Origin of the sequence: Salinirubellus salinus (assembly GCF_025231485.1) — an archaeon.
Classification (GTDB): domain Archaea; phylum Halobacteriota; class Halobacteria; order Halobacteriales; family Haloarculaceae; genus Salinirubellus; species Salinirubellus salinus.
Window position 1 is genome coordinate 159807 of the sequence record NZ_CP104004.1, and the last position, 22936, is coordinate 182742.

The window sequence follows — 22936 nt, forward strand, 5'->3', positions numbered from 1 at the left end:
GGTTTATTTCCCAACCCGCCCGATCCGCTCGATTGTTCGGACGAGTGCGGGAGGGTCGGTCGAGGTTACGACGAGCACACTGGCATCTGTTCGAGTGATTCGGACGGCCCGTTTTCCCTCGACGATGTATCCGACAGGCCCGTCAAGGCGGATACCCCAGCGGTAGAACGTGGGCTGAACCCGAACACCGAGGCCACCGAAGTCACCCATCGGTGAAATCTCCGTGGTGGTGATCGACTCTATTTCGGCATACGGGACCTTTCGCGCCCTGAGGTGGAACGGCCACAGGCGCAGTATCAGGGCGTCATCACGGGCTTCGATTCGAAGGTTCGCCCGATACAGTAGGACTAAGGGGCCGAACACGACCACGAGGACGACCGCAACCCACAGCAGGACGTTCGTGCCCGGGCCGGCGTCAGCGATGACACCGACGATCCCCAGTAGTGCAGCGGGGACGCCGCTGATCACCAGCAGTGCCCACAGCCAAGTTTGTCGGAAGTACTGGGTTTCCTCGTAGTGCGCGGTCGATGCCACGCCGTCAGTTAGACGGTGAGAATAAAAGACTGAATCGGCACGCTTGGGTATCGGCACTCGGCTTCCCGGCGATCCAGTATATCTGAGTTCTATGACCGAGGCACTCCGTGCCTACCGACCCAGCCAGAGCGCCACAGGTGCCGAACTGCTGTCCGGGCCACAGCCTGTATTCAGTACAGCCTCAACAAACTATCCGCAATTGAGGATTTCAGCGAAGCCCCCTTGTAGCGAAACGTGAGTTTGACGGCATATACGGTATCGGTAGTGTCCCGGAGCTGTATGGTGATGTTCCTGTGGTTGGAGAACCGCAGGACTCTCAGTTCGCTTTTACCAGTTCCGTGCCGACACGAACAAACTGTCTCGCCGCGCGCTCCCATGTGTACCGTCGCACCTGCGTCCGGCCATCCGTGACCAGTCCCTCTGCTAGTCGCTCATCCGTCAGTACCTCCTCGATACCGTTCCGAATCGCTCCAACATCGTATGGATTCACCAGCACCGCGGCGTTCCCACACACCTCCGGTAGCGACGAAACGCTGCTCGTGACTACCGGCGTCCCCATCGCCATCGCCTCCAGCGGCGGCAGGCCGAACCCCTCGTACAACGACGGAAACGCGAAACAATCGGCTCCGCGATAGAGCCCACGCAACTCAGCATCGGAGACGAACCCCACTGAGGTAATCGCCGCGTCGCGTTCGGTCGCAGCATCCACGTCGAGCTGCTGGAAAATACGCTTCGGGGACGGCCCGGCCATCACCAACTCGTGTGGCAGTCCCGTCTCTCGCTTCAGCCGGGCAAACGCCTCGACCAACCTCGCGACGTTCTTGCGTGGGTTGAGCGACCCGACGAACAACACGTATCGATCCGGAAGCTCAGCAGCAACCCCGTCGTGTGACGGCTCCCCGCCGTCCGCGACCAGCGCCGACGCCGATTGCTGCGTGGCCGGCCCTGCTCGGGCCGCATCGAGATACGGCTCGGCCAAGCCGTTGTGAATGACGTGTACGTCACTCTCCTCGACCGGGAGGTGCTTGATGATCTCTTCCTTCGAGAACTGCGAGATGGTCGTGACCGCATCCGCGGCCGCCACCGCCCGCGGCACCGTCGCCCGCCGATACAACCGGTGAACACCCGCCGAATGCCCCCGAATCGCATTCACGTCGTGTACCCAGACGACAGTCGGGTACGGCGTCTCATGAATCGGCCCGTTCCCGTTCGGTGCAAGTAATAGGTCAACGTTGGCGAGCGAGGCCCGTCGCGGGAGAATCGCTCGCTCCCACACTGCCCCGTAGAGCTGTGAATCGACCACGTAACCGGTCGAATCCAGCGGGAGGTCGGGGAAGTGCTGTTGTGTGTCGGGGTGTCCAAACAGGACGACCTCGGTATCGTCACGGGCGGCCAGCGCCCGCACCATCTGAACGGCCGCCTGCACCGCGCCGCCGGGTTCATCGACGGAGAACGTCCGGGCGTTCACACCGACACGGAGGGTATCTTCCATGTATCATATACTGCCTCCCCCGTCTATACCCCGGGTTAACCCCGACGTACCACACATCGTCCACCCCGAGGTGTCCCGTCCACTCGTCGTCAGTCGCCCAGCACAGGCTCGACAGATGTCCAGACTGCACGCTGAACTGCCGTCCCCCTCTCAAGCCGACCCACCGCTTCTGCGAGCGGTTCGAGCATTGACTCCGGGAGCGCAGCCGGGTCGTGAAACGCCACTCCAACGATGCCCTCGCCCGGATCAGGTGTCGGCTCACCGTCTAAGGAGACGGCATACAGGTCGTACTCCGTCGTCGCGTCGATACTCCGATGCTGGTACGAACAAGAACCAACCTGTTCTCCGATTGCGGCCGTACAATCGAGTTCTTCCCGGAGTTCCCGACTCAGCGCCTCGTAGGGTGTCTCTCCCGGTTCGACACCGCCGCCGGGGAGTGAGTGGTATATCGTGCCGTCACTGCGTCGCTCGCGGGTGAGGAGTACCTGCTCGCCGCGTGTGATGAGGGCTTTCACGCCGACGCGTCGACGTGGCACAGTCGTCGGAGTCATACTCCACACACGCTCACACAGGATGAGTCAACACGTTAACCTCAGGCATACAATCGAGCGTGATCTCAGGGTGACCGGCTGACCGCGCCGAGGTCATACGCGACTAGTACCCGCCCGTCGGGGAGTTCGACTGCGACAGCGACGGCTGCCTCAGCCCCACCGGCAACCGCCGGGGGCGTCACCGTGTCTGGTGCCGGTTCGACGGCCACGAGGTATCCATCATCCGGTGGCGTCTCGGGGGTAGTTGCCAACGGCGCGTCGATGTAGAACCCGAAGGTAAACAACGCGAGTTGCTCGGTCGCCGTTGGGGTGAGATACACCGGCTCGCCGGAATCGAGTTGCTCGTTCAGCGCGAGTGCGAACGCCCCCTGTTCGTTGTACGAGGCTCCCGCCGTGTTCGCGGACGTCCCGACGACTGCAACCCCCCCGACCACGAGAACGAGCCCAAGCAGTACCCTGCTTAACCGGCTGTTGAGAACTCCCTGTGCGGCAGCGGGGGCTGTGAGGACGCTATCGGTGTGTGTGTACGCTCCGTACAGACACACCGCGGCTGTCCCGAGGGCGGTCAGGACGACGAACGGAACGCCGTCTGTCACCGGTATCGCTGGCTTTGCACTCGCCACCGGCGAGATGCCGGCCAGTCTGAACGAATACAGCAACAGGAGTGTCGCACCCGCAGCGACACCAGCTAGTGCCCCGAGCCGCCCGGCAAGCGCATCGTCGAACAGCCCGGCTACCAGCAACGCGCCGGGCACGAACGCTGGAAGCAGGTACCACCCGTGGTTTCCGGTCAGGACGAAGACACCGACGGTGCTGACCCCCCACCAGAGCAACCACCCATCGGTCGTAACGCGGCTATCGTCCCCACGATACACTCCGTACCAGATGCTCCAGATGACCGCCGGAAACAGGAAGTATATCCACGGATCGAACTGCGCCGGAAGTTCACGGAAGTACGGAAAGCGCATGAACGCAAACGTCGTCTCGAAACTCGTTTCCACGAGGTCTCCCGTCGCCCGCGCGAGTACCTGCTCACGGATCAGCTCATTGACGAGCGTCTCCCCGTAGCGGAGGTACGCGAGCAACACCCACGGCACCGCAATCGAGATCGTGATACCGATGAGTTCGAGCGTCGCTTGCCAGTGCCGCGCGAAGACGTGCCAGCGGACGAGGGCGAGTGGGAGGACGGCGATGACGAAACTCCCGGCGGCGAACCCCTTGATGAGGAGCGTGATGCCGGCTGCCACTCCGACGGCCCAGAACGCAGCCCGTGGGCGATGGTGTGGACGGGACAGCCCCCCGTTTGCCTCTGTTACCGACTGCGTGCTGACCAACCGCCAGACCGTGAAGACGAACACCGTTCCGAAGAGGGTGTGGAGCGCGTCCGTCCCCCCGAAGCGGGCGGCGTTGTTCCCCGTCGCGACGAACGTCGTCGTCAGCCAGAGACCACCCGCTATCGTCGCCCGTCTCCGTCCCAGCAACGAGCGCGTCCCGAGGTACAACACCGGCGCGACGGCCGTCGCAGCGAGCGCCTGCGGGAGTCGGGCTGCGAACTCTGACGGCCCGAACACGCCCATACTCAGTGTCATCAGCCACATCGACAGCGGTGGCTTCTCCAAGAACGGCTCGTAGACGATCTCGCCGTTAGACGCAAGCCAGTAGAGGTGTGGAACGAGATAATCCCCCCGTTCGAGCGCGTAGCGGGCTGCAGTCGCGTAAATCGCCTCGTCCCACCCCCGAAGAGGGTACCCGCCGAGCCCCGGGAGATACAACAAAGACCCGAGCAGGGTGAGCCACGCGGCCGGTGAGCGGAGGCCCGCTCCGACCCACGTCAGCGCCCGACTGCCATGCGCTGTTGAGAGACGGCGTGTGACCGCTTTTTGAAGATCAGTCACGGCCGGCGACCCGCAGCCTCGGCGTCTGCGAAGCCGGTGTTGGCTGGCGAGGTGGTGTCTTCGACGCCCGGCGGCGGGCACTGAACAACTGTCCGAGCATCCGAACGGGGTCGGTCACCCGGACTGTCGTTCCGGGCTGGTCGACCCATTCGACCGGATGTTCGCTGACAGGTATCCCTGCGGCCGCCGCGATGGCCAACAGTTCGGTATCCCACCCGAAGCCGGTGTTGCGAAGCGTCGGGCGAAGTTGCCACCAGACACTCGCATCCATCGCCTTCGCACCGCACTGTGGGTCGCGAGCGTCGATACCGAGAACTGCGTGGGCGAGATGGCGATACCCACCGCTGAACACGCGACGATATCCAGTCCGGGTCTGTCTCTCGGCCTGTTGTGGCAGTTGACGGTAGCCGATTGCGAGCGTGGGGCTGCTGCCACTGACCTGTTCTGCGAGGTGGGCGGCGGACTCGACGCTGGTACTCCCGTCAGCATCGAGAAACAACAGGCGGTCGAAGGAGGTTGCGAGACGGTCGAACGCGCCGGAGAGCGCCGCTCCCTTCCCCTGTCGCTCAGGCGACCGTGAGACTGTCGCCCCGGCCCGTTCGAGCCGGCGAATCCGCGGGTCGGCATCTTTGACGCCGTCGAACGGGACATGTATTCGGCCGGGAGCGAGTCGCGTATCGAGGGCCTCAATATACTCGCTCAGTCGGTCGATTGGTGGGCGGTAGGCTGGCAGGACGATAGCGAGGTCTGTATTGTCTGGCATCGGACTGTGAGGGGTGTAGACCCGGCGAGAGCCGGTGTGGGGTGGGTGGTCTGTCGTCAGTACGTTCAGGCGAACAGCCCAGCCAGTGCCCGCACGGCGGCGACGTTGCCGCCCCACTCACCGAGCATGTAGCGGACGTGCCGCCAGCCATCGCGGAAGCTCTCTAACTTCGCTTCTCCAACCCGCGGGTGGTAGGTGATCGGCACTTCCTCTACCGAGAGGTCTTCGCGGGCGGCACCGATCAGCATCTCCGAGGCGAACTCCATCCCCGTCGTCTGCGGGTTGATTGCATCGAGCGCCTCGCGGGTGAACACGCGGAAGCCGGAGTGGGTGTCGGAGAACTCGGCGGAGAACAGTGCGTTTAGCATCCGCGTTAGCAGCGGATTGCCGACGTACTGGTGGAGCGGTGGCATCGCACCCGGGAGAATCTCACCATCGAGGCGGGAGCCAATCACCATGTCGGCATCCGTCTCCAGCATCGTCCGGATGAGCTTCGGCAGCTCGGTGAAGTCGTAAGTGGTGTCCGCATCGCCCATTGCGATGATGTCTCCGCGTGCTGTAGCGAAGCCATCGAGATACGCTGCACCGTAGCCCTTGCGCTCGGGCTCGGTGACGATGGCTCCGTGATTGCGGGCGATGTCGGGCGTCCGATCAGTCGAGGAGTCGGCCACGACGATCTCACCAGAGATATTGAGTTCGCGGAGCGCCGTGAGGACGGCCTGTATCACCTCTTCGATCCCCTCCTCTTCGTTGAGCGTCGGGATGACGACTGACACGACCGGGTCGACCGACGAGGCGGGGCCACAGAGGGTGAACCGACCGCTCTGTGACTCACGGATACTCGCGCCGGCACGCTCATCGGGGACGGTCGGCGTCTCGGGCGTTGCGAGAGCCGCATCGATCTCCGACTGTGGGTCGGGGGTCTGCTGCTGTGACATACCCGAGTAAAGGCAGGGGGTATCTATCGGGAGACAGTAGCCTCGAACTCACTCGGGTACGTATGGTGGAAACCACCCGCCAGCCGGCGGGCGTTCAGGCAGAGGCAGCGGGGAGACAGACGTGGACGACCGTGCCGTCACCGGGGGCAGACTCGATCCAGATGGCCCCGTTGTGGTACTCGACGATACGCTGACAGAGCGTCAGCCCCATGCCCGTTCCGTTCTGGCCGGTCTGTCCGAGCCGCTCGAATACGTCGAACGCTCGGTCGGCCACGTCGGCGTCCATTCCGATACCGTTGTCCTCGACGCGGATGTGATGCCACGACGTACCCCCATCGAGTGCCACCGGCTCCGGCGGGTCGATACTGGTGACCGGCTCGCCGGGGGTGATGCCGATCCGGGGGTTCGCAGACTCGTTGTATTTCAGGCCGTTGTCGATGAGGTTCTGGAACAGCTGGATGAGAAGTCGCTCGTCGCCGCTGACCGTCGGCAGTGGCTCGGTCGTGACCGTCGCCCCAACATCATCGATCCGTACCGTGAGATTCAGTTCCGCCTTCTCCACGACCGCATCGAGCGCGGTCGGTTCGAGGTCGCCACCACGGGAATCCACCCGTGAATACTGGAGGAGTGCGTTGATCATCGACTGCATCCGTCCCGTCGCCCCGACGGCGTTCTGGATGAGCGTCTCGGCCTGTGCGTCGAAGGTTTGTCCCTCGTCGTAGAGATCGTCGAGGAGGGTGAGGTAGTTACTGACCGACCGGAGCGGCTCCTTCAGGTCGTGTGAGGCTGCATACGCGAACTGCTCCAGTTCCTCGTTCGATTGTCGGAGTTGCCTGCGCGTCTCACGGAGGTCGGCCTCGCGTTGTGCCTGTTCGGTAATGTCGCGGTACATCCACAGACTCGCCTCACCGTCCGGCAACTCATACGGGACGTAATCGCGTTCTAACTTCCGCCCGTCTGCGAGCGTGAGTGGCTCCTTGGTGACTGGTGTTCGGGCCTCAATGAGGTGGTCGATACGACTGAGGAACTGCTCCGGTTCCGCGAAGGTGTGTTTGAGGTCTTCGGCCGCCGCTTCACAGTCCAGACCGACGAGTGCGTCCGTCGGTGTCTCCATCCCGAACAGTTCGAGAAGACGCCGGTTGACCGTGAGGATGTCACGGTTCGGGTCTTCGACAAGGACGCCCGCCGGGAGGCTATCGAGAACTGTCTGAAGAACGGTATTCGTGCGCTTGAGCCGGGTTTCACGCTCGATCCGCTCGCTGATGTCCCGGTCAAGAGCGATGAACCGCACCTCGCCATCGATCTCGGTTTTGCTGACCCAGACCTCGATTGGGTACGTCGTCCCGTCGGCCCGGCGGTGTTCACCCTCGGTCTTGAACATCCCACCGACTTCGATGCTGGCCCACATCTCGCGCAACTCATCGAGTGTATGACCGACCTCGAACTCTGCGACGTTCATCCCGAGGAGTGTCTCACGGTCGTATCCAAGCGTGTCCAACTGCGCCTGATTCACGTCCAAGACGTTTCCATCGGCATCGTGGACGACGATGCTGTCCGGTGATTCATCGAAGAGGATACGGAGCCGCTCACGCTGGCGTTCGAGTCGGCGCTGCTTTTCCTGCCGCTCGGTGATGTCGCGGTCGAGGGCGACGAACTGTGGGTCGCGCCCCTCGACTCCGACTTTGGCTACCCACACCTCGACCGGGAACGTCGTTCCGTCGGCCCGACGATGAGTAGCGATGGCTTCCACCGTCTCCCCCACCTCCATATCAGCAAAAATCTGCGTCAGCTCCTCTTTCGTAATGCCGACGGCGATCTCCGCTACATTCATGCCGATGAGCGTCTCTCTGTCGTATCCCAGCGCGTCGGCCTCCGTCTGATTGACCTCCAAGATGGTGCCCTCGGCGTCGTGGATGGTCACCCCTTCGGGGGCGCTGTCGAATAACGTCTGGAGTCGTGCCCGCTCAGCTCTGAGTTCTGCCTGTGTCCGACGCAACTCCGCCTCGCGCTCGGTGCGTTCAGTCGTATCCGTCGCCACGACGAGTGCCCGCCGTTCCGCCCCGGAGAGTTCGAGCGGTACGATGTCGGTCGTAATCGTCCGTGTGCGTCCATCGGCATCGACGATTTCCTCGTCCTCGATTCGTCGCGGTTCGCCGGACTCGATCACCTCCATGTCCGTGGCCCGAACGTCGCGGTCGGCGCTCGCTCTGGCGTACTCCTCGTCCGTCGCTCCCTCCAGTTCTTCGATACGAACGCCGTGGGCGGCGGCTGCCGATTCGTTGGCCAGCGTATACCGCCCGTCGCTATCCTTGACGGACACCTCCTGCGGAATCGTATCGAGGACGGTACGGAGCGTCTCGCGGGTCTGTGCTGCCTCCTGTTCGACCCGCCGGTTACAGCACGCATCCGCGAGCTTCTGGTTCAGCGGGTCGAGCGCGGCAATCGTCCCCGGGGCGAGCGGTGGCCCGTTCTTCACCATCACCAGCACCCCGAACTCAGGGAGGTCGAAGACGTAGTAGTGAGCCGCGCCGTGGCACACAGAAAGCGGGAGGCGCTCACGGAACGGGGCGACCTCGGCTTCGTCATCGTGGTCAAGATGCTGTGTCGCAGCCTCGAACGCTTCGTTGTATGCCGGTTGCGCAGGAATCCCCCCAACGAGCCGGTACGAAACGTCTCCATCCTCCTCATATCGCTCGAAGACACCGCCCGTCGAACAGTTGAGTCGGCGGAGATACGAAGAGAGCGCCGTCTTTGCGACTTCGGCAAGGGTCTCTCCACGACCGATGGAGAGGGCAATCTCGTAGAGGACTTGAAGTTGCTCGGGGGAGGTCGGTGACGAGCCACTCATAAGGTGTCGACGACCCCGACGACCGCTGTCTTGTTGTATAGTTCGAGGAACTCACGCCCGGAGTTAGCTATCTCTCCGATGGTGAGCGCCCCGACGAGCGGGGCATCGCCATCGTCTGCGACGGTGGCGAGTTCCTGCTCGAACTCGGATTCGAGGTACAGCACCCGCGAGATACAGTCGAAAAACAGCGTCGACCGGGGGCCACCGCCGGGAAGCTCGATTGCCCGGGCCGCATCCGCAGCCTCGCCTGCCGCCTCGATGAGTGACGCCGGGTCGCCCCTCAGGATGTGGACGAACGACCCCTGTGGCACATCACCGAAACAGCGGAGCCCGCCATCGTCGGTCGGCTCGAACGGATCACGGACGATCTTCTCCGCGTCGAAACGACTCAACCCGAGCGGGTAGGACTTGGCCACCTCGAAGAAGTTGTCAGCATCGATCTCCACACCCGCGTCGGGTTCGACGACCTCACGATACACGTCGTAGGCCGGTTCGTCACCGAGGAGGGTGACCACGTTCCCCTCGGCGCCGGTCACGCGGAACGGCCCGGCGAACTCCTGCCAGCCGTGTCGCACACCGACGTTCCCGTTCGCCACCGTCGCGGCGATGAGCGCCCCGTCCTCGCGCCACCCTTCGTCGGTCAGCAGGCAGGGCTGTTGTTCCATCGAGAGTGACCCTGCACCGCCACCGAGGACGTTCAGTTCGACGCCGTAGGTGTCGAACAGGGCGCGAATGAGGGCGTCCGTCCGGCTGGCGAACGCATCGACCAGCACGAACGCCGTTTTGAATCCCCGCGTGAGCAGGTCGGGGAGTTGGTCGGTGTAATCCTGTTCGGCATCGCTCAGCCCGGTGATGTAGGTCACCTCAGGGGCCTGCGATAGGCCGAGCAGGAGTGTCCCCTCCTCGCGGGCGACGCCGTCGACGATGAGTTGCGGGAAGATGCCGCCGAACAGTGTGAGGTCAGTCTCGCTTCCGGCTGTGGCCAACTCCTCTCGATGCGCCGCGGCCGACTCCGCGACGAGAGCGAAGACTGCCGTGACGTTCTCCGTCTCCGCCAGCTCAGCGAGTGCTTTCTGTGTCGAGTCCCCTGTCGTGACGTATCTTCGTTCCATTGTCGTTGAGTATATATGCAAAGGGTCAAGCCGTATTTGAGCCCACCGGGGATTTGGGGTGGGGCCTCGACTCAGTCCGATAGCACCGTGGACTCGACGCCCGTCCGCCTCGGCTCTGGTTGTCGGGCGGCCGGCGTTTCGTCCAGCACTGCCCGGTACACGTCGAGTGTCTGTGCCGCGATTCGATCCCAGTCGAACTGTGCGGCCCGCCGCTCGGGGCGCGTCGTCGCCGCAACGCCGGACAGCGACCGCGAGAGGGCTTGTGTCACCGCCGCCGTCGTCGGCCGAACGGCCAGCCCGGCGTCTCCGATGACCTCCGAGGCCGCACTCCGGGGGTGGTCGGCGCCGATGACCGTACACCCTGCCGCGAGCGCCTCGATGTACGTGATGCCGAATCCCTCACGCTCGGAGGGGGAGCAGAACACGTCTGCGGCGTGCATGTGGCCCAACACGTCTTCGTACTCCGGGAGGAACCCGAGGAAGTCGATGCGATCACGACAAGCCATTCCCGACGCGAGCCGTTCGAGCGCCTCGCGCTCGGGGCCGTCACCGATGATACCCAAGCGGATGTCGGGGTCGTTCTGTGCGGCGCGGGCGAACGCCTCGATGGTCACGTCCACGTTCTTCTCGGGGATGAGCCGACCAGCGTACAGCACGTCGTAGCCGTCGGCAGCCGGTGTCACCGTTTGGACGCCCTCCACGTCGATTCCGTTCGGGACGATATGTGTCTGCTCGCGTGGTCGACCGAGGTCTTTCAGCCGTCGTGCCGTCAGCTCGGAGATGGCGATGGGGTGTTGGCCGACCCGGGCAGTGTACCGTTCGACGAGTTTGCCGAACGGGGAAAGTCGCCCGAGATACTCCTCCCAGTAATCCAGCCAGACCTCGTGCCACGTCGTCACCAGTGGCGCGGCATCTCCCCGCACCGCGGCTTTGGCGACTGCGGCTCCGAGGACGGGAAAGTACGGGAAGACCGACGCATGGACGATGTCGTGGTCGCGGAACGCACGAGCGAGCGCGGGGACGGTGCGCACACCGAAGTCGAGGGCCTCCGGAATCGAGCGCCGGTCACCAGCGTATAGTTCCTTCCCCGGCGCGATAGCCTGATAGATGACTCCCTCGCGCTCGATGCGCTCGGGGCCGTCCCAGTAGTGCCTACTGTATTGAGTGACGGTGTGTCCCTTCGCGGCGAGGCGGCGGGCGATCTCGTAGATGCGCTTCTCCGCGCCGCCCGTCACGTCCGGATAGACCACGTTGGAGACGAATGCGATGTCCATCTGGATCACTCCACGTACCCGAGCGCCCGCAGGCGGTGGGCCACGTCGTCTTCCGCGCCTTCGTTCTCCGTCTGCCCGACATCCCTCGCCTCTGACTGTCCAGCGTCGGTCGCGCCGATGTAGCCGTCGGTGTCGATGTGAGCATCGAGACGTGCCTTCAGCGTGAGTTGGACACCCGCATCGAACACGCGCTCATCCGTCTCGGTATCGACTTCGGCGTAGGCGACGCCGCCAGCCCGGTAGCCGGCATACCGGTGGATGCCTGTATCTTCACCCTCACCGCGTGCCTGTGCGAACACGACACGGTAGGGGTCGGGCTGGTCGGTCGTCGCCGCGAGCGACTTCCCGGGGCCGTCGTACTCGACCCCGAACACGTCCGCGACCGTCGGGGCGACATCGAGCGTGCTGACGGGTGCCCGAATCGCCTCGCGTGAGTGGATGCCCGCGCCGGTGGCGATGAGCGGGACGTGCGTGAGTTCGTGTGGCAGGAAACGTGGGTGTTCGTAGTAGCCGCGCTCTCCGAAGGCTTCGCCGTGGTCTGCGGTCAGCAGGATGAGCGTCTCGTCTCTGATTCCGAGTCGGGAGAGTTCGTCCAACAGGCGGCCGATGTTCGCGTCTAGATACCTGATTTCGGCATCGTAAAGATCGACGAGGAGTTGCTGCTCACGCTCGGTGAGCGAGTCCGGCTCGGCAATCGCCCGCTTGTAGAGCCGCGCCGCCTCGGCATCGGTGACCCGATCCGCGACGTACCTGCGACGGAACTCGGCCGGCGGCTCGTAGGGGCCGTGAACGTCCATATAGTGTAGCCACGTAAACGTCGGTCGGCCTCCCTCGACGGCCTGTGATCGGAGGAACTCGATACCGCGGTCGGTGATGGTCTCCGCCCGTGCGTAGTGGCGGTTGCGGAGTTTGTCCACGGCCCGCTGTGCAAGCGCGGTCAGCCAGTGCCCGCCCACGAGCATGTCGTCGTCGAAGTGGTCGAACCCATCACCGAAGCCGAACCCTTCCGAGACGAACGGGTTGGAGTGGATACCCGCAGAGCGGGCCGTTGTGCCCTGTAACAGGTGGCCAATCGTCTGTGTATTCCGTCGGAAGCGGTCGGTGGTGGCGGTACTCGGGTACTGCCCGGAGAGGAGGGCGGGGACGGCCTCCCGGGTGTGTGAACTCGGGCTGTAGGCTCGACTGAATTGGATGCCGGCTGTTGCGAGGTGGTCGATGGTGGGTGACACGTCACGGTGGTAGCCGTGACAACCGAGGTGGTCGGCCCGGAGCGCGTCAACCGAGAGGAGAATGACGTGTTCCGGCTCGGCGGTGTCGAAGTCCGTTGCATCGGACTGTTCGTGGGCAAGAGACTTGATCGCGCTGAGAACAGTCGAGTCTGCGTTCTCGGCCTGCCGGTGGCCGTCATCCGCAGTCCCAGTGTCCGGGTGGCTGCTCATACTGTATACGAGCAACCCTACACATAACGCCCGGTATGAGCCTCCGAGTAACGCGCCGGTGTAACCTACGAGTCACCGGCCGTCGTCAGGAGTGCCTCGACCGTCTCGATACAGGTCATCGCCTCTGCTTCGGGGACGGGCTGTGGGCTGAACGTGGCCTGCTCGTAGTTGGTGGTGAGCTGATCGAGGGTGGTGGATAACTCGGGTATCTCAGCAGCGGTCGATTGCCACGAGGCGACTAGCGCCTCGTGATCGCCTCCTCGCTGCTCCTGTTCGCTCGCGTTGCCGAGTGCTTGTATGGCGAGCGTCACACTCCGGTCTGTCGCGCCGTCATCGAGCGCGGCTCTCGCGTCGGTGAGCCGAACCGGTGTCGGCCCGGGCGTGTCAGCCGCTCCGGGCGGATCGGTGTTCGCGCCACCGTCGGTGTAGGGTGCTTTCGAGTGGACGACCCGGGGGCGAAGTGTCGCGGGGTACATCACCGGCTTTGGTTTGGCGTCCGTCTGCCCGAAGCGCCGGTATAGGGCGAGGCCGATGAGCGCGAGTGTCGCGAAGATGAATAGTGCGACGAGCAGGAGCCACCACCACGGGGCGGCCGTTGCTTCGCCTCCGGAGACGACTCGGACGATGCGGGGTGAATCGGCTGATTGCTGGCCACTAGCTCCAGCGGCCTCTCCTTCGACGGCGTCCGCGCCTCCACCAGCCGGCGTGTCGGAGACGACTTCACCGATGCTCCCATTCCCTCCTGCTACAACGGTCGCATTCGTGGTCGCATTTGCCGCTGTATCAGCTGGCGCGTTCGTCTGTGTAAGCGATGACTCTGCCTGCCGAGTCGGGGCACCTTCTTCGACGACGACGGTTTCTGATTGCGAGACGACGACCGGCTCCGAACAGCCGAACGCCCAGCACCAGACCCGATCCACAGCAGCCTTGAGACTGCCGAACAATCCGCCGCTGTTATCGCTACTCCCCGCAGCTTCTCCCTCGCCTCCATCGGTCTGTGCAGCCGAGACCGCGGTGAGAGGCAGACTGACCGTCCCGATGAGGAGGACGGCAAGACAGACAACGGTGAGTGGTTTGAGCCACCCCGCGGCTCGCTGTCGCCACATCGTACTCGCTGTGCTAGCCCCGGCGTCTGTGTTGTTTCGTGTCATGGGTTCGTACCTGTTTGATTCCGGGTCGGGACGAGCCACAGGAGGCGCACCCCCGTCCGGCGTTCGAGCTGCGTGAGTGCCCCTATCTCCGCCTCGGACAGATCACCGATCATCAACAGGGCGCCGACCGCACTCAGGCCGATAACACCACCGGCAGCGACCAACGTGACGACGCCGACGCTGCCACCAGTCACGGCCCGAACGGCGAGCGCCACCAGTACCGTCACGACGACAACACCCGTCGTCGCCTTAGAGAAGGGGTGGACGCCGACCGCCCGGTAGATGACGACCAGTTCGAGCGCGTTGTAGACGCCGTATCCGATTGCCGTCCCGATAGCCGCCCCGAGGATACCAAAGCGTGGAATCGCCCACAGATTCACCACCACGTTAACTCCGACGCCGACAGCCGCCGTCCAGAGTTCGACCCGTGGGCGGTCGATAGCCTTCACCAGATCACCGTCCAATCCAGTCAGCGCCCGAACAAAGAGTCCGGCCGTGAGGACAGCCAGCGCGGGCGCAGCCGGGCTGTACGCGGCCCCAAACAGCAACAGCACGACCGACTCCGCATAGCAGACGAACAGCAGTGCGAGCGGCAGGGTAGCCGTCACGATCCACTTCGTCGAGACAGTGAACAACTCCCCGAGACTGTCAAGCCGCCCGTTACTGAACTGGCGAGTCGCAAGTGGGAGAAACGCGAAACTGGCCGCCGACAACACGAACGTCGTGGATTGTCGGAGCGGCTGAATCGCACGGTAGAACCCGACCTCACTGGACGTGGCGAACACGCCAATCATCAGCACGTCGAGTGTCGAGAGGAGCATAAACATCGACGCCGAGGCTGCAAGGGGCCACGCATGACTCCAGACCGTCCCCAGTGCGTCGGCATCCGGGTACGCCATCAACGGTTCTGTGCGAGTCCGTTGTCGGACGAGAAGATACCCGAACCCGAACAGGAGGATACCGCTCGGGAACATCAACCAGTAGGCGACGGCTCCGAACAGACTCGCCCCGAGCGCGGCAGTGACAGCGAGAACACCGATACCGAGGAGACGAGGGGCGAAATCCCGGACGAGGACGGCCGCCTTCGAGTTGGTGTCTGCACGGATCGTCCCGAAGGCCACCTGTCCGAGCGGATACAATACGCCGAACGGGAGGAGCCACGGTAAGTACGTGGCGAGGGCCGGTTCACCGAGTGCCTCGGCTAGCGGATGCCGGGCAGCATACCCGGCCATGACAAGTAAGCCCCCGATGGTGAGTGAAATGATGAGGCCACTCCCGACGACTGCCCCGGAGCCTTCGCCCCCCCGGCTATTCAGCGTTCGGGCAATTGCATCACCGATGCCGTTCCCGAGGAGCAAGCCGAGCGAATAGATGAGCGTATAGGCAAGCGCGATGGCGCCGTACACCTCCGGTGTGAGTGAGCGAGCGAGATACGTCTCGGCAGCGAGCGCGAGTGCGCTCCCGACGACGATACCGAGGAGGACGGTCGAAGCGCTGCTACCGAGAGACGCAGGCGAGTCCTCGTCCGGAGTAGTGCCCATTCACACACTACTACTGCCAAACGAGGCATACCCACCATCGAACCTCAAGGTTACACGCGCATGTAGCGCATGGGTTACCGACCCCGCTGCGTTTTGTATTTAAATAGATTACCTCAAAGTAACGCATGAGGGTTACCTTGAAGTTAATATCGTGATAGCACCAACAGCCCCCATTCACAGACAAGCAAGCGGCCCGATCACATCATGACTCTCCACCCGAACCAGAACCCGGCTGACTCCGTCGCGCTCGAACTGCTCGGTACGAAGTGGAAACCACAGATCATCGTCCAACTCCACGAACACGGGGCGACGGGATTCGGGGGGCTGAAAGACCGACTCGGCGGCATCTCGAACAAAGTCCTCTCGAACAACGTGGATGACCTCATCGAGCGTGACGTACTCCACAAAGAGGTGCTTCAGGAGTCCCCTCGCCGCGTCGAATACACATTGACGCCCGCCGGTGATGACCTCTACGCGCTCATCGCGGCGACGGCCGACTGGGATAACGAGTACGTCGAGAGCCGCGGGCTCCCGCGGGTACTCGTCGTTGACGACGACCCGCGACAGGTCGAACTCCTCAGTTCGTGGCTCGGCACCGAGTACGAAGTCGTCACGGCAACCGATGGCGATAGCGCCCGGAAGGCACTCGACGACAGCATCGACGTGGCAATTATTGACCGGCACCTGCCCGACATGACCGGCGACCAAATCGTCGAGAACGCACGACGTGTTGGTATCTGCCCCCCGACGGCGTTTCTGAGTTCGGCGGACGTGTCGGTGGCCGCCACCGAACTCCCCGTCGACATGCTGCTCAGCAAGCCGGCAAAACACGACGAGTTGCTCGATGCGGTCAACCTGCTCTACCGAATGAACGAGCTGTCTGCGCTCGGGCGGAAGATTCAGGCGCGTGAACACCGCCACCAGTTCGTCAGGGAGACGCAGGGGCCAGCCGTCGTGACGACGCCGGAGTACGAGCAGGCAGAAGTAGAACTCGAAGCCCTCCGCGCGGAGTGGGAGGAGGAACTGGAAGACCGGGATGCATGGCGTTCGCTCTCCGATGCCGACTCGATAGATGAACTCCTTGCGGATGGGGCCACCGACACTGACGACTGAACATACATGAGCATAGACGGCTATCCCGATACTCGCGACGGGGGGGACTGCGGTAGCCTTGCTTACGTGGAGGACAACGATGCCGATGCGATGATGATCGAGACGGCGATCCAACAGAGCGGGTGCGTAGACGAGCCAACACGGTTCGCCTCCGTTCAGTCATTCCTCGCACATCTGGACGCGGTGGATGCCGGGGAGGCCGTCCGCCCCGGTGGGCTTCTTCTCGACATCAATCTTCCAGATGGGTCTGGCTTCGAGATTTTAGTGGCCGTTCGTCGACGGTTCGGGTTGGACGAACTGCCAGTCGCCGTCTTCAGCGGCGGCGGGAGCGAAGAGGACATCTTACGGGCGTATGACCTCGGGGCGAACCTGTATCTCCACAAGCCAATGGAGTTTCCAGAATACCGTCGTCGTGTAGCTGGTGTGTGCGGATTTTTCAAAAGAGTGAGGCATGTTTCCGAGCGTTCGTGAGCAAACGAAACACCCGAAGTTTTCTATATTTATCTCCCCCCAATAGTAGTGTGAATACCTCGGGCACGAGACGGGTCTTACTGGTCGAAGACAGCGACAGCGACGCACAATTATATGTGACGATGCTGCAGGAGCTTCAAGCAGACCCCGTCAACAATCCGACTGCGACCCCGATGGCAGTCGAACGGGTTGCTGCGCTCGAACCCGGGCTTGTGGAACTCACCGACGGAGAACAGGCATACGATGTCGTCCTGCTGGACTTGACTCTCCCCGACTCAGCCGGGCTGGAAACCGTCGAGCGGGTCGTGGCCGCCGACCCGGATGTGGCCGTCGTCGTCCTCACGAGCGTCGGTGACCAGCAACTCGGCGCTGAAGCCGTCGACACGGGCGCACAGGACTTCCTGATCAAGGATCACGTCACGCCGCGGGTACTGAACAAGACAGTCACCTACGCGCAGACCCGCAAGGCACAGACGAAGCAGATCGAACGCCAACGGAACGAGTTGAGCGTCCTCAACTGGCTCATCAGGCACGAAATCCGCAACGATGCCTCGATAATTCTCGGGTGGGCGAGTGGGCTGGAAGCGGACACCCCGAGTGAACAACGCTCGCTCGACCGCATCGAGGACGCTGGCGAACACATCGTATCGCTCACCAAATCCGTCGGGGAGCTGGTCAGCACGCTCGAAGACGAGACTGCAGACCTCACTGCCGTCGACCTCGGGGCGGTCTTAGACGCCGAGGTGACGCGCTTGCGCGAAAACCACGAATCCGTGTCCATCTCCTCCGCTGAGGAGCCTCCGGATGTGTCGGTGAAGGCCAACCAGTTCCTCGGGACGGTGTTGCGCAACGTCCTGCTGAACGCCATCGATCACAACGATACCGATACCCCGACCCTCGAAATCAGTGTCCAGCTGCCCGGTGTTGCCGGTGCCGAACTGGACGCGACACCGGCGGATGGCGGGACTGAGCAGGAGTACGTCTGGGTGAGCGTCGCTGATAACGGCCCGGGGATTCCCGACGGGACGAAAGACAGTGTGATGGAGAAAGCCTACTCCAGTGATGCCGACGGCACGGGTATCGGGTTGTACCTCGTCAAGCAGTTCATGAACCAGTATGATGGTGTGGTTCGGATCGAGGACAACACACCGCGGGGAGCTGTCGTCAAACTCGGGTTCGTCCCGGCCTCGACGTAGCACCTGTTCTGTCCCGACGTGTCTCGTCACGAAGAGGGCGTTAGCTGTTCGCCTGACAGCACTCTCACCGTGACTGTCTGTGGTCGCCGCTCTGTCTCACCCGTTACCACCTGAACCGGACGCCCGGTTATTTCAGCCACCACAGTACCGAGTAGAGACATGGCGAAGCCGTCACTGCTGTCTTCGGGCCGTACAGCGGTGGATCGCACCCGGATATCGAACATCGCTTCGGCGTTCTCGTCGCCGCTGCGACGTTCGGCTTCCCATTCGGTCACGAGCCCAGTTCGTTGGCAAAGGCCAAGTGCCTCCTCGATTGCCTCGTCAGCGTCACCGGACGGGAGTGCCTCCTGTGTCTGTTCTACCAGCGCCCACCCGACCGTAGGCACCGATACGCCGGCTATCTCGCCGTCGTGGAACGTTCCAGCAGGAATCGGAACAGGTGGAGGGGAGGCGTTCACCTCTGCGGAAGCGTACCAGCGCCGAACCTCGCCGGCTTCCGTCGGCACGTACCACCCATCATCATTGAGATGGAGTTCGCGCTCGATGTCGGCCATCAGTTCGGTGTGAGCGGTCAGCATCGCTTCGTGAAGATCGTTTCCCGACCCGTCCATCGCGTAATCGAACGCGGCGAGCAACAGACAGACGGCTGCGACGGAGAGGAGAAGCGCCCGCTGGCCGGAAAGCGGCAGGGCAGCAAGCATCGAGAGTCCTGCAAGCAACCCGAGGGCGATCTGGAGCGTGGATGCCCGAGCGAACAGACGCCTCCAGCGAGCGACCACCGTGCGGACTCCTCTCTCGGCGCTCATATCGGTACCGTGTACCAGTAGACCGCGACACCGGCGGCCAGTAGCGTTGCGCTGACGACGATAGCAGCTGGCCAGATAACGCCTGCGGTCAGCACGATGAACAGCATCGGGAGGGCAATCATGACCGCTCCGACCAGTAGGTAGCGGTGGGTTCGAGAGAAGCCATCCTCCGTAGGTAACACGAGTGGCGAGAGAACGACCACGATACCTGTGGCCAGCGTAAGCGCCGAGACACCGGAGCCAGCGAGTAGTACCACCATTCCCGTCAAGAAACCGACCATCACCGGCGTCGGGGGATACCGATTCCCGACCAGCAGTACGACGCCCACGAGCAGGCCACCGATACCGAGGCCGAGGACTGCAAGGACAGTTACGAGCGCCACGCACAGGATGTACGGTGAGGGTCGTGTGGGTCTTCGACGCCGCTGGTGTGTTTCGTCCATGATTATCGGCCTCCGATCTGACGGGTCAGTGCGTACTCCGCCGGGCGGTGGGTGTCGTGCCGGACGACACCACGTCGATACAACGGTCGCTCGGTGAGTGAAACGCCCGGTTCAGCAGTAAGCGTCGTCCCAAGCGACTCGCGTGGCTCATCTTGTTCGGGGAGAGATAACAGGTGAACTTCGACGGCCCCACGGCCGGTCGCTGACCGGACGCCAGCGAGCGTGCGGGTGGCTGTTCTTCCACCTGTGATGAGTGACACTGAGGGGGCGTCACCGACCTGCTGCTGTATCCGGTAGAGCGCCGTCGTGAGCGAGTTATCCGGCACGCCACCCCGGCGCTGGAAGGCGGCGACGGTCTTGCCGACCCGTGTCGCCTGCCGAAGCGGTTGTCTCGGCGCGTGGGTGGCCTCTACATCTGAGGGAACGCCATGTTCCTCGGACACGTCCTCGATAGTGCGCTCGATGTGTTCGATACCCGCCTCTGAGGTCTGATACCCGTCCGGGTCGAATGCCAACTCTCCTGACGGGCGGACGACGGCGGCAACGCTTCGCTTGGTGTCACCCCCCTGTCGGAGCTGTTCACGGCAGACGCGCGCCGCAGCCGTCCATGTCGGTTGAGTGAGACTCAGCAGGTCGAGGAGGATCACTCGCACTTTCGGGCGCTCACGCGCCCACTCCCGAACGTGGAGTGACTGCTGCCGTGCCGTTGCTTTCCAGTCGATATGCGAGAGCGGATCGCCAGCGACGTACTCTCTGAGGCCGGCGTATTCGTTGCCGGAGATACTCGATTCCGGTTCTGAATCGTGCTGTCCGAGAGCCGTGACAACATTGGCACTGCTCACACCGCCACCCGAGGCGTACAGTTCCTCCACTGGCACGTCAGCATCGACAACCGTGAGTTCAGCCATACCGACACGCCCGGGGCTGGCAACGCGGACTGCCAGCGTAACCTCGACTCGACTATCTTCGACTGAAACAGGTATATCGAGCGTTGGGAGGGACACCCCCTCTACGGATTCTCCGTTCTCTCCTACCCGTCCCGTGAGCGTGACGTTGTCTACATCTGGTGTCTCCGATGTGGAGGCGGATGCGACACGGACAGATACATCTCTCACCGGTCTTCCAGACGCCCCCGGGGTGATAGTAACCTCGACCAGCTCGGTGAACTCACGCAACCGTAGGGTGACAGTGTAGAGTTCCCCGAGGAGGAACAGGCCAAGCGCCCCACCGAACGCGAGGACGACTCCGCTGTTCGAGAGGACACTCAACAGGAGCGTCCCCCCCGCCGCTCCGAGGGTCAGATACCCGCTCCGAGAGACGCTCACTCTCAGCCACGAGGGGTACGCCGAAAGCACCACCTGCTCCGTCATCAGGCGTCACCCTCTGGCGATGGCCGAACGGTCAGCAGCAACCGCGTCTCACGGTACGGAGACGGGAGGTTCTCTACACTATCCACCGATGCGACCGTCTCCGTCCGATACAAGCGATAGGTGAACCGCACCTCACCGGGTGTCTCCGGGGCAACGAGCGCCGTCCGGAGTCGCCTCGTCTCACCGTCAGCGAGTTCGACCCGCTCTGCCGCCAGTATCACTCCTCCGCCGTCCGCCTGCTCTCGTGTGATTACGAGCGTGTAGTCCTGTGCTGTCTGTTCCTCGTTACGAACCGTCACCACTAGGTCGGCAGATGCCTCCGGAGCGAGCGTCTCTGGATAATCATCGGCGGTGAGTCGCCCCTGTTCTGTCTCCGTCAGCAGGCTCAATTCCGTGTACGTCTGCTGGGGGGCTGGTGCCGCCAGCAGGCCGACGAACAGTATCGTCGCCACACCGACCAGTGCCCACTGCCGCCGCGACCCACCACCCAGAACGACCGAGAGTGTCGGCCGTGGCAGACGGTCGGTAACCTGCCGCCGCGGCGTCCACCCGCCGTCAGCCGTCGGCTGTGACGCACGTCGGCTCGTGCCGAGCGTCTGGAGTACCGACACCCCAAGCAGTCCTCCGGTTACCAGTACCAGTGCCGTGAGCAATCGGCCGAACGCGATCCGCCCTGTGAGTTCGTTCACTACGAGCGCCACCAGTGCGACGAGGGCTGGCGAACTCCCGATAGACACCGCGAGGCGCGTCCGGGAGGAGAGGCGCTCTTCGCCAGCTATCGGGAACAGTACCGTCTGGAGCGCGTAACCGGGCAGGAAGAACACCAGCAGGGTTCCCGCAACGAGGCGTAGCGACGACCCGCGGAGATACGGTTGGAACGCCACCACCGCCGCGAGACTCAACAGCACCAAGCCAGCGGCCTGCCCAGAGCCCTTCGCCCGAGTCACGTCCACTCTACTCACCACCGTCGGTTGCGAGCGGCGTGTCGGATGCCGGTGCCGATACCATCGTGGGAACCGCTGTTGCATCCAACGTCTCTCCGAGCAGTTCCCGTGCGGCCTCTGTGTCCCCCCTCGGGGCCTGTTCGATGGTGAGCCGGTGACACAGCGCGTCGATAGCCACCCGCTTTATATCCTCGGGGATGACGTAGGCTCGTCGCTCGATAGCGGCCCGCGCCTTGGCGGCTCGCTGAACGCCGATGAGCGCACGCGGTGATGGTGCCGCGGCAGCGCGGCTGTCAGTCTCAAGTGACCGCATGAGGGCGACGAGATACTGCTTGATCGGGGCCGAGACGTGAATCGCATTGACGAGTCCTCGTGCGCTGTGAATCGCCTCCGGCGTCAACGTGTACGGCGATGCCTGCCGACGGCGCTTATCATCTCGCTCACGCTCGTCGGCGGTGGTCAGGATATCGACCAGCGCGTCGTCACTACTCGGCGCCGACACCGTGAGATGGAACATGAACCGGTCGAGTTGCGACTCGGGTAACGGGTACGTCCCGGCCATGTCGAGTGGGTTCTGTGTCGCCACCACGAAGAACGGACTCGGGAGCGAGTGTGTTTCACCGTCGACCGAGACACGCCCCTCCTCCATCGCTTCGAGGAGGGCCGCCTGTGCCTTCGGCATCGCTCGGTTGATCTCGTCAGCGATGACGGCATTGCTGAACACGGGGCCACGGCGGAACTCGAACGCGCCTTCTTGCTCGTTGTAGAGTTGCGTGCCAGTGATGTCTGCGGGCAGAACGTCCGGTGTGAGTTGGATGCGCTTCGCTGGGAGTCCAGCCGCGGCGGCAACCCGTGTGGCGATGGTGGTCTTTGCGACGCCGGGTGCCCCTTCGAGTAGCACATGCCCGCCAGCCAGAAGCGCCGTCGTCAGTTGCGTGACGACAGCCTCCTGTCCCACGACTGCCTCACCAACAGCTCGCTGGAGTCGCTCGTGGAGCGTGGCTGGTGCGAGGACAGACGAGGTGGTCGAAGTGGAGGTGTCGTTGGACATCGGG

Annotated in this window: 20 protein-coding genes; 3 read left to right on the forward strand and 17 right to left on the reverse strand. The window is 63.4% G+C overall.

Features of this window, described 5'->3' with window-relative positions:
* Positions 1-3 precede the first annotated feature (3 nt).
* From N0B31_RS22165 to N0B31_RS22220, 12 genes are all read right to left on the reverse strand, one after another.
* Positions 4-534 (reverse strand): hypothetical protein, encoded by a 531-nt coding sequence (locus tag N0B31_RS22165; RefSeq protein WP_260644065.1) that lies wholly within the window; start codon positions 532-534, stop codon positions 4-6.
* Positions 535-850: 316 nt separating this feature from the next.
* Positions 851-2026, reverse strand: coding sequence for a glycosyltransferase family 4 protein (locus N0B31_RS22170; RefSeq protein ID WP_260644066.1), 1176 nt, complete (start codon positions 2024-2026; stop codon positions 851-853).
* Positions 2027-2115: 89 nt separating this feature from the next.
* Complete coding sequence (locus tag N0B31_RS22175; protein WP_260644067.1) at positions 2116-2577, reverse strand: NUDIX hydrolase; 462 nt, start codon at positions 2575-2577, stop codon at positions 2116-2118.
* Positions 2578-2642: 65 nt separating this feature from the next.
* Positions 2643-4553, reverse strand: coding sequence for an ArnT family glycosyltransferase (locus tag N0B31_RS22180; RefSeq protein ID WP_368389264.1), 1911 nt, complete (start codon positions 4551-4553; stop codon positions 2643-2645).
* Positions 4465-5235 (reverse strand): glycosyltransferase family protein, encoded by a 771-nt coding sequence (locus tag N0B31_RS22185; protein ID WP_260644069.1) that lies wholly within the window; start codon positions 5233-5235, stop codon positions 4465-4467. Before N0B31_RS22185 ends, N0B31_RS22180 begins: the two co-directional genes overlap by 89 nt.
* Before the next feature lie 65 nt (positions 5236-5300).
* Complete coding sequence (locus N0B31_RS22190) at positions 5301-6173, reverse strand: glycosyltransferase family 2 protein (protein WP_380628610.1); 873 nt, start codon at positions 6171-6173, stop codon at positions 5301-5303.
* Positions 6174-6267: 94 nt separating this feature from the next.
* The gene (locus N0B31_RS22195) at positions 6268-9021 is read right to left on the reverse strand and encodes a PAS domain-containing sensor histidine kinase (RefSeq protein WP_260644070.1); all 2754 of its coding nucleotides are present in this window, start codon (positions 9019-9021) and stop codon (positions 6268-6270) included.
* Positions 9018-10133 (reverse strand): FIST signal transduction protein, encoded by a 1116-nt coding sequence (locus tag N0B31_RS22200; RefSeq protein ID WP_260644071.1) that lies wholly within the window; start codon positions 10131-10133, stop codon positions 9018-9020. The genes N0B31_RS22195 and N0B31_RS22200 overlap by 4 nt, the downstream gene beginning before the upstream one ends.
* Before the next feature lie 71 nt (positions 10134-10204).
* Positions 10205-11407 carry a glycosyltransferase family 4 protein gene (locus N0B31_RS22205; RefSeq protein WP_260644072.1) on the reverse strand — a complete coding sequence of 401 codons (1203 nt, stop codon included), beginning with the start codon at positions 11405-11407 and terminating at the stop codon, positions 10205-10207.
* A 5-nt stretch (positions 11408-11412) separates the two neighbouring features.
* On the reverse strand, positions 11413-12846 hold the full coding sequence (locus tag N0B31_RS22210; protein WP_260644073.1) for a sulfatase: 1434 nt from the start codon (positions 12844-12846) through the stop codon (positions 11413-11415).
* A 65-nt stretch (positions 12847-12911) separates the two neighbouring features.
* A complete protein-coding gene (locus N0B31_RS22215; protein ID WP_260644074.1) occupies positions 12912-13952 on the reverse strand; it encodes a hypothetical protein in 1041 nt (346 codons plus the stop codon).
* A gap of 41 nt (positions 13953-13993) precedes the next feature.
* Positions 13994-15538: a lipopolysaccharide biosynthesis protein gene (locus N0B31_RS22220; protein WP_260644075.1), complete on the reverse strand. Its 1545-nt coding sequence runs from the start codon at positions 15536-15538 to the stop codon at positions 13994-13996.
* A gap of 204 nt (positions 15539-15742) precedes the next feature.
* On the opposite strand from N0B31_RS22220, the gene N0B31_RS22225 reads away from it, so the two are divergent.
* The 3 genes from N0B31_RS22225 to N0B31_RS22235 are packed head-to-tail and all read left to right on the forward strand — an operon-like array spanning position 15743 to position 18318.
* Positions 15743-16651: a winged helix-turn-helix transcriptional regulator gene (locus N0B31_RS22225; protein ID WP_260644076.1), complete on the forward strand. Its 909-nt coding sequence runs from the start codon at positions 15743-15745 to the stop codon at positions 16649-16651.
* A gap of 6 nt (positions 16652-16657) precedes the next feature.
* Positions 16658-17122, forward strand: a complete 465-nt coding sequence (locus tag N0B31_RS22230) for a response regulator (RefSeq protein ID WP_260644077.1) — start codon at positions 16658-16660, stop codon at positions 17120-17122.
* A gap of 50 nt (positions 17123-17172) precedes the next feature.
* Positions 17173-18318, forward strand: a complete 1146-nt coding sequence (locus N0B31_RS22235; RefSeq protein ID WP_260644078.1) for an ATP-binding response regulator — start codon at positions 17173-17175, stop codon at positions 18316-18318.
* Between the two features lie 26 nt (positions 18319-18344).
* On the opposite strand, the gene N0B31_RS22240 is transcribed toward N0B31_RS22235, so the two are convergent.
* The 5 genes from N0B31_RS22240 to N0B31_RS22260 form a co-directional block, all read right to left on the reverse strand.
* Positions 18345-19124 (reverse strand): DUF7982 domain-containing protein, encoded by a 780-nt coding sequence (locus tag N0B31_RS22240; RefSeq protein WP_260644079.1) that lies wholly within the window; start codon positions 19122-19124, stop codon positions 18345-18347.
* Positions 19121-19507, reverse strand: coding sequence for a hypothetical protein (locus N0B31_RS22245; protein WP_260644080.1), 387 nt, complete (start codon positions 19505-19507; stop codon positions 19121-19123). The genes N0B31_RS22240 and N0B31_RS22245 overlap by 4 nt, the downstream gene beginning before the upstream one ends.
* A 62-nt stretch (positions 19508-19569) precedes the next feature.
* Positions 19570-20937 carry a DUF58 domain-containing protein gene (locus N0B31_RS22250; RefSeq protein ID WP_260644081.1) on the reverse strand — a complete coding sequence of 456 codons (1368 nt, stop codon included), beginning with the start codon at positions 20935-20937 and terminating at the stop codon, positions 19570-19572.
* Positions 20937-21965 carry a DUF1616 domain-containing protein gene (locus tag N0B31_RS22255; RefSeq protein WP_260644082.1) on the reverse strand — a complete coding sequence of 343 codons (1029 nt, stop codon included), beginning with the start codon at positions 21963-21965 and terminating at the stop codon, positions 20937-20939. The genes N0B31_RS22250 and N0B31_RS22255 overlap by 1 nt, the downstream gene beginning before the upstream one ends.
* Positions 21892-22932 (reverse strand): AAA family ATPase, encoded by a 1041-nt coding sequence (locus N0B31_RS22260; RefSeq protein ID WP_260644083.1) that lies wholly within the window; start codon positions 22930-22932, stop codon positions 21892-21894. Before N0B31_RS22260 ends, N0B31_RS22255 begins: the two co-directional genes overlap by 74 nt.
* Positions 22933-22936: the final 4 nt, after the last annotated feature.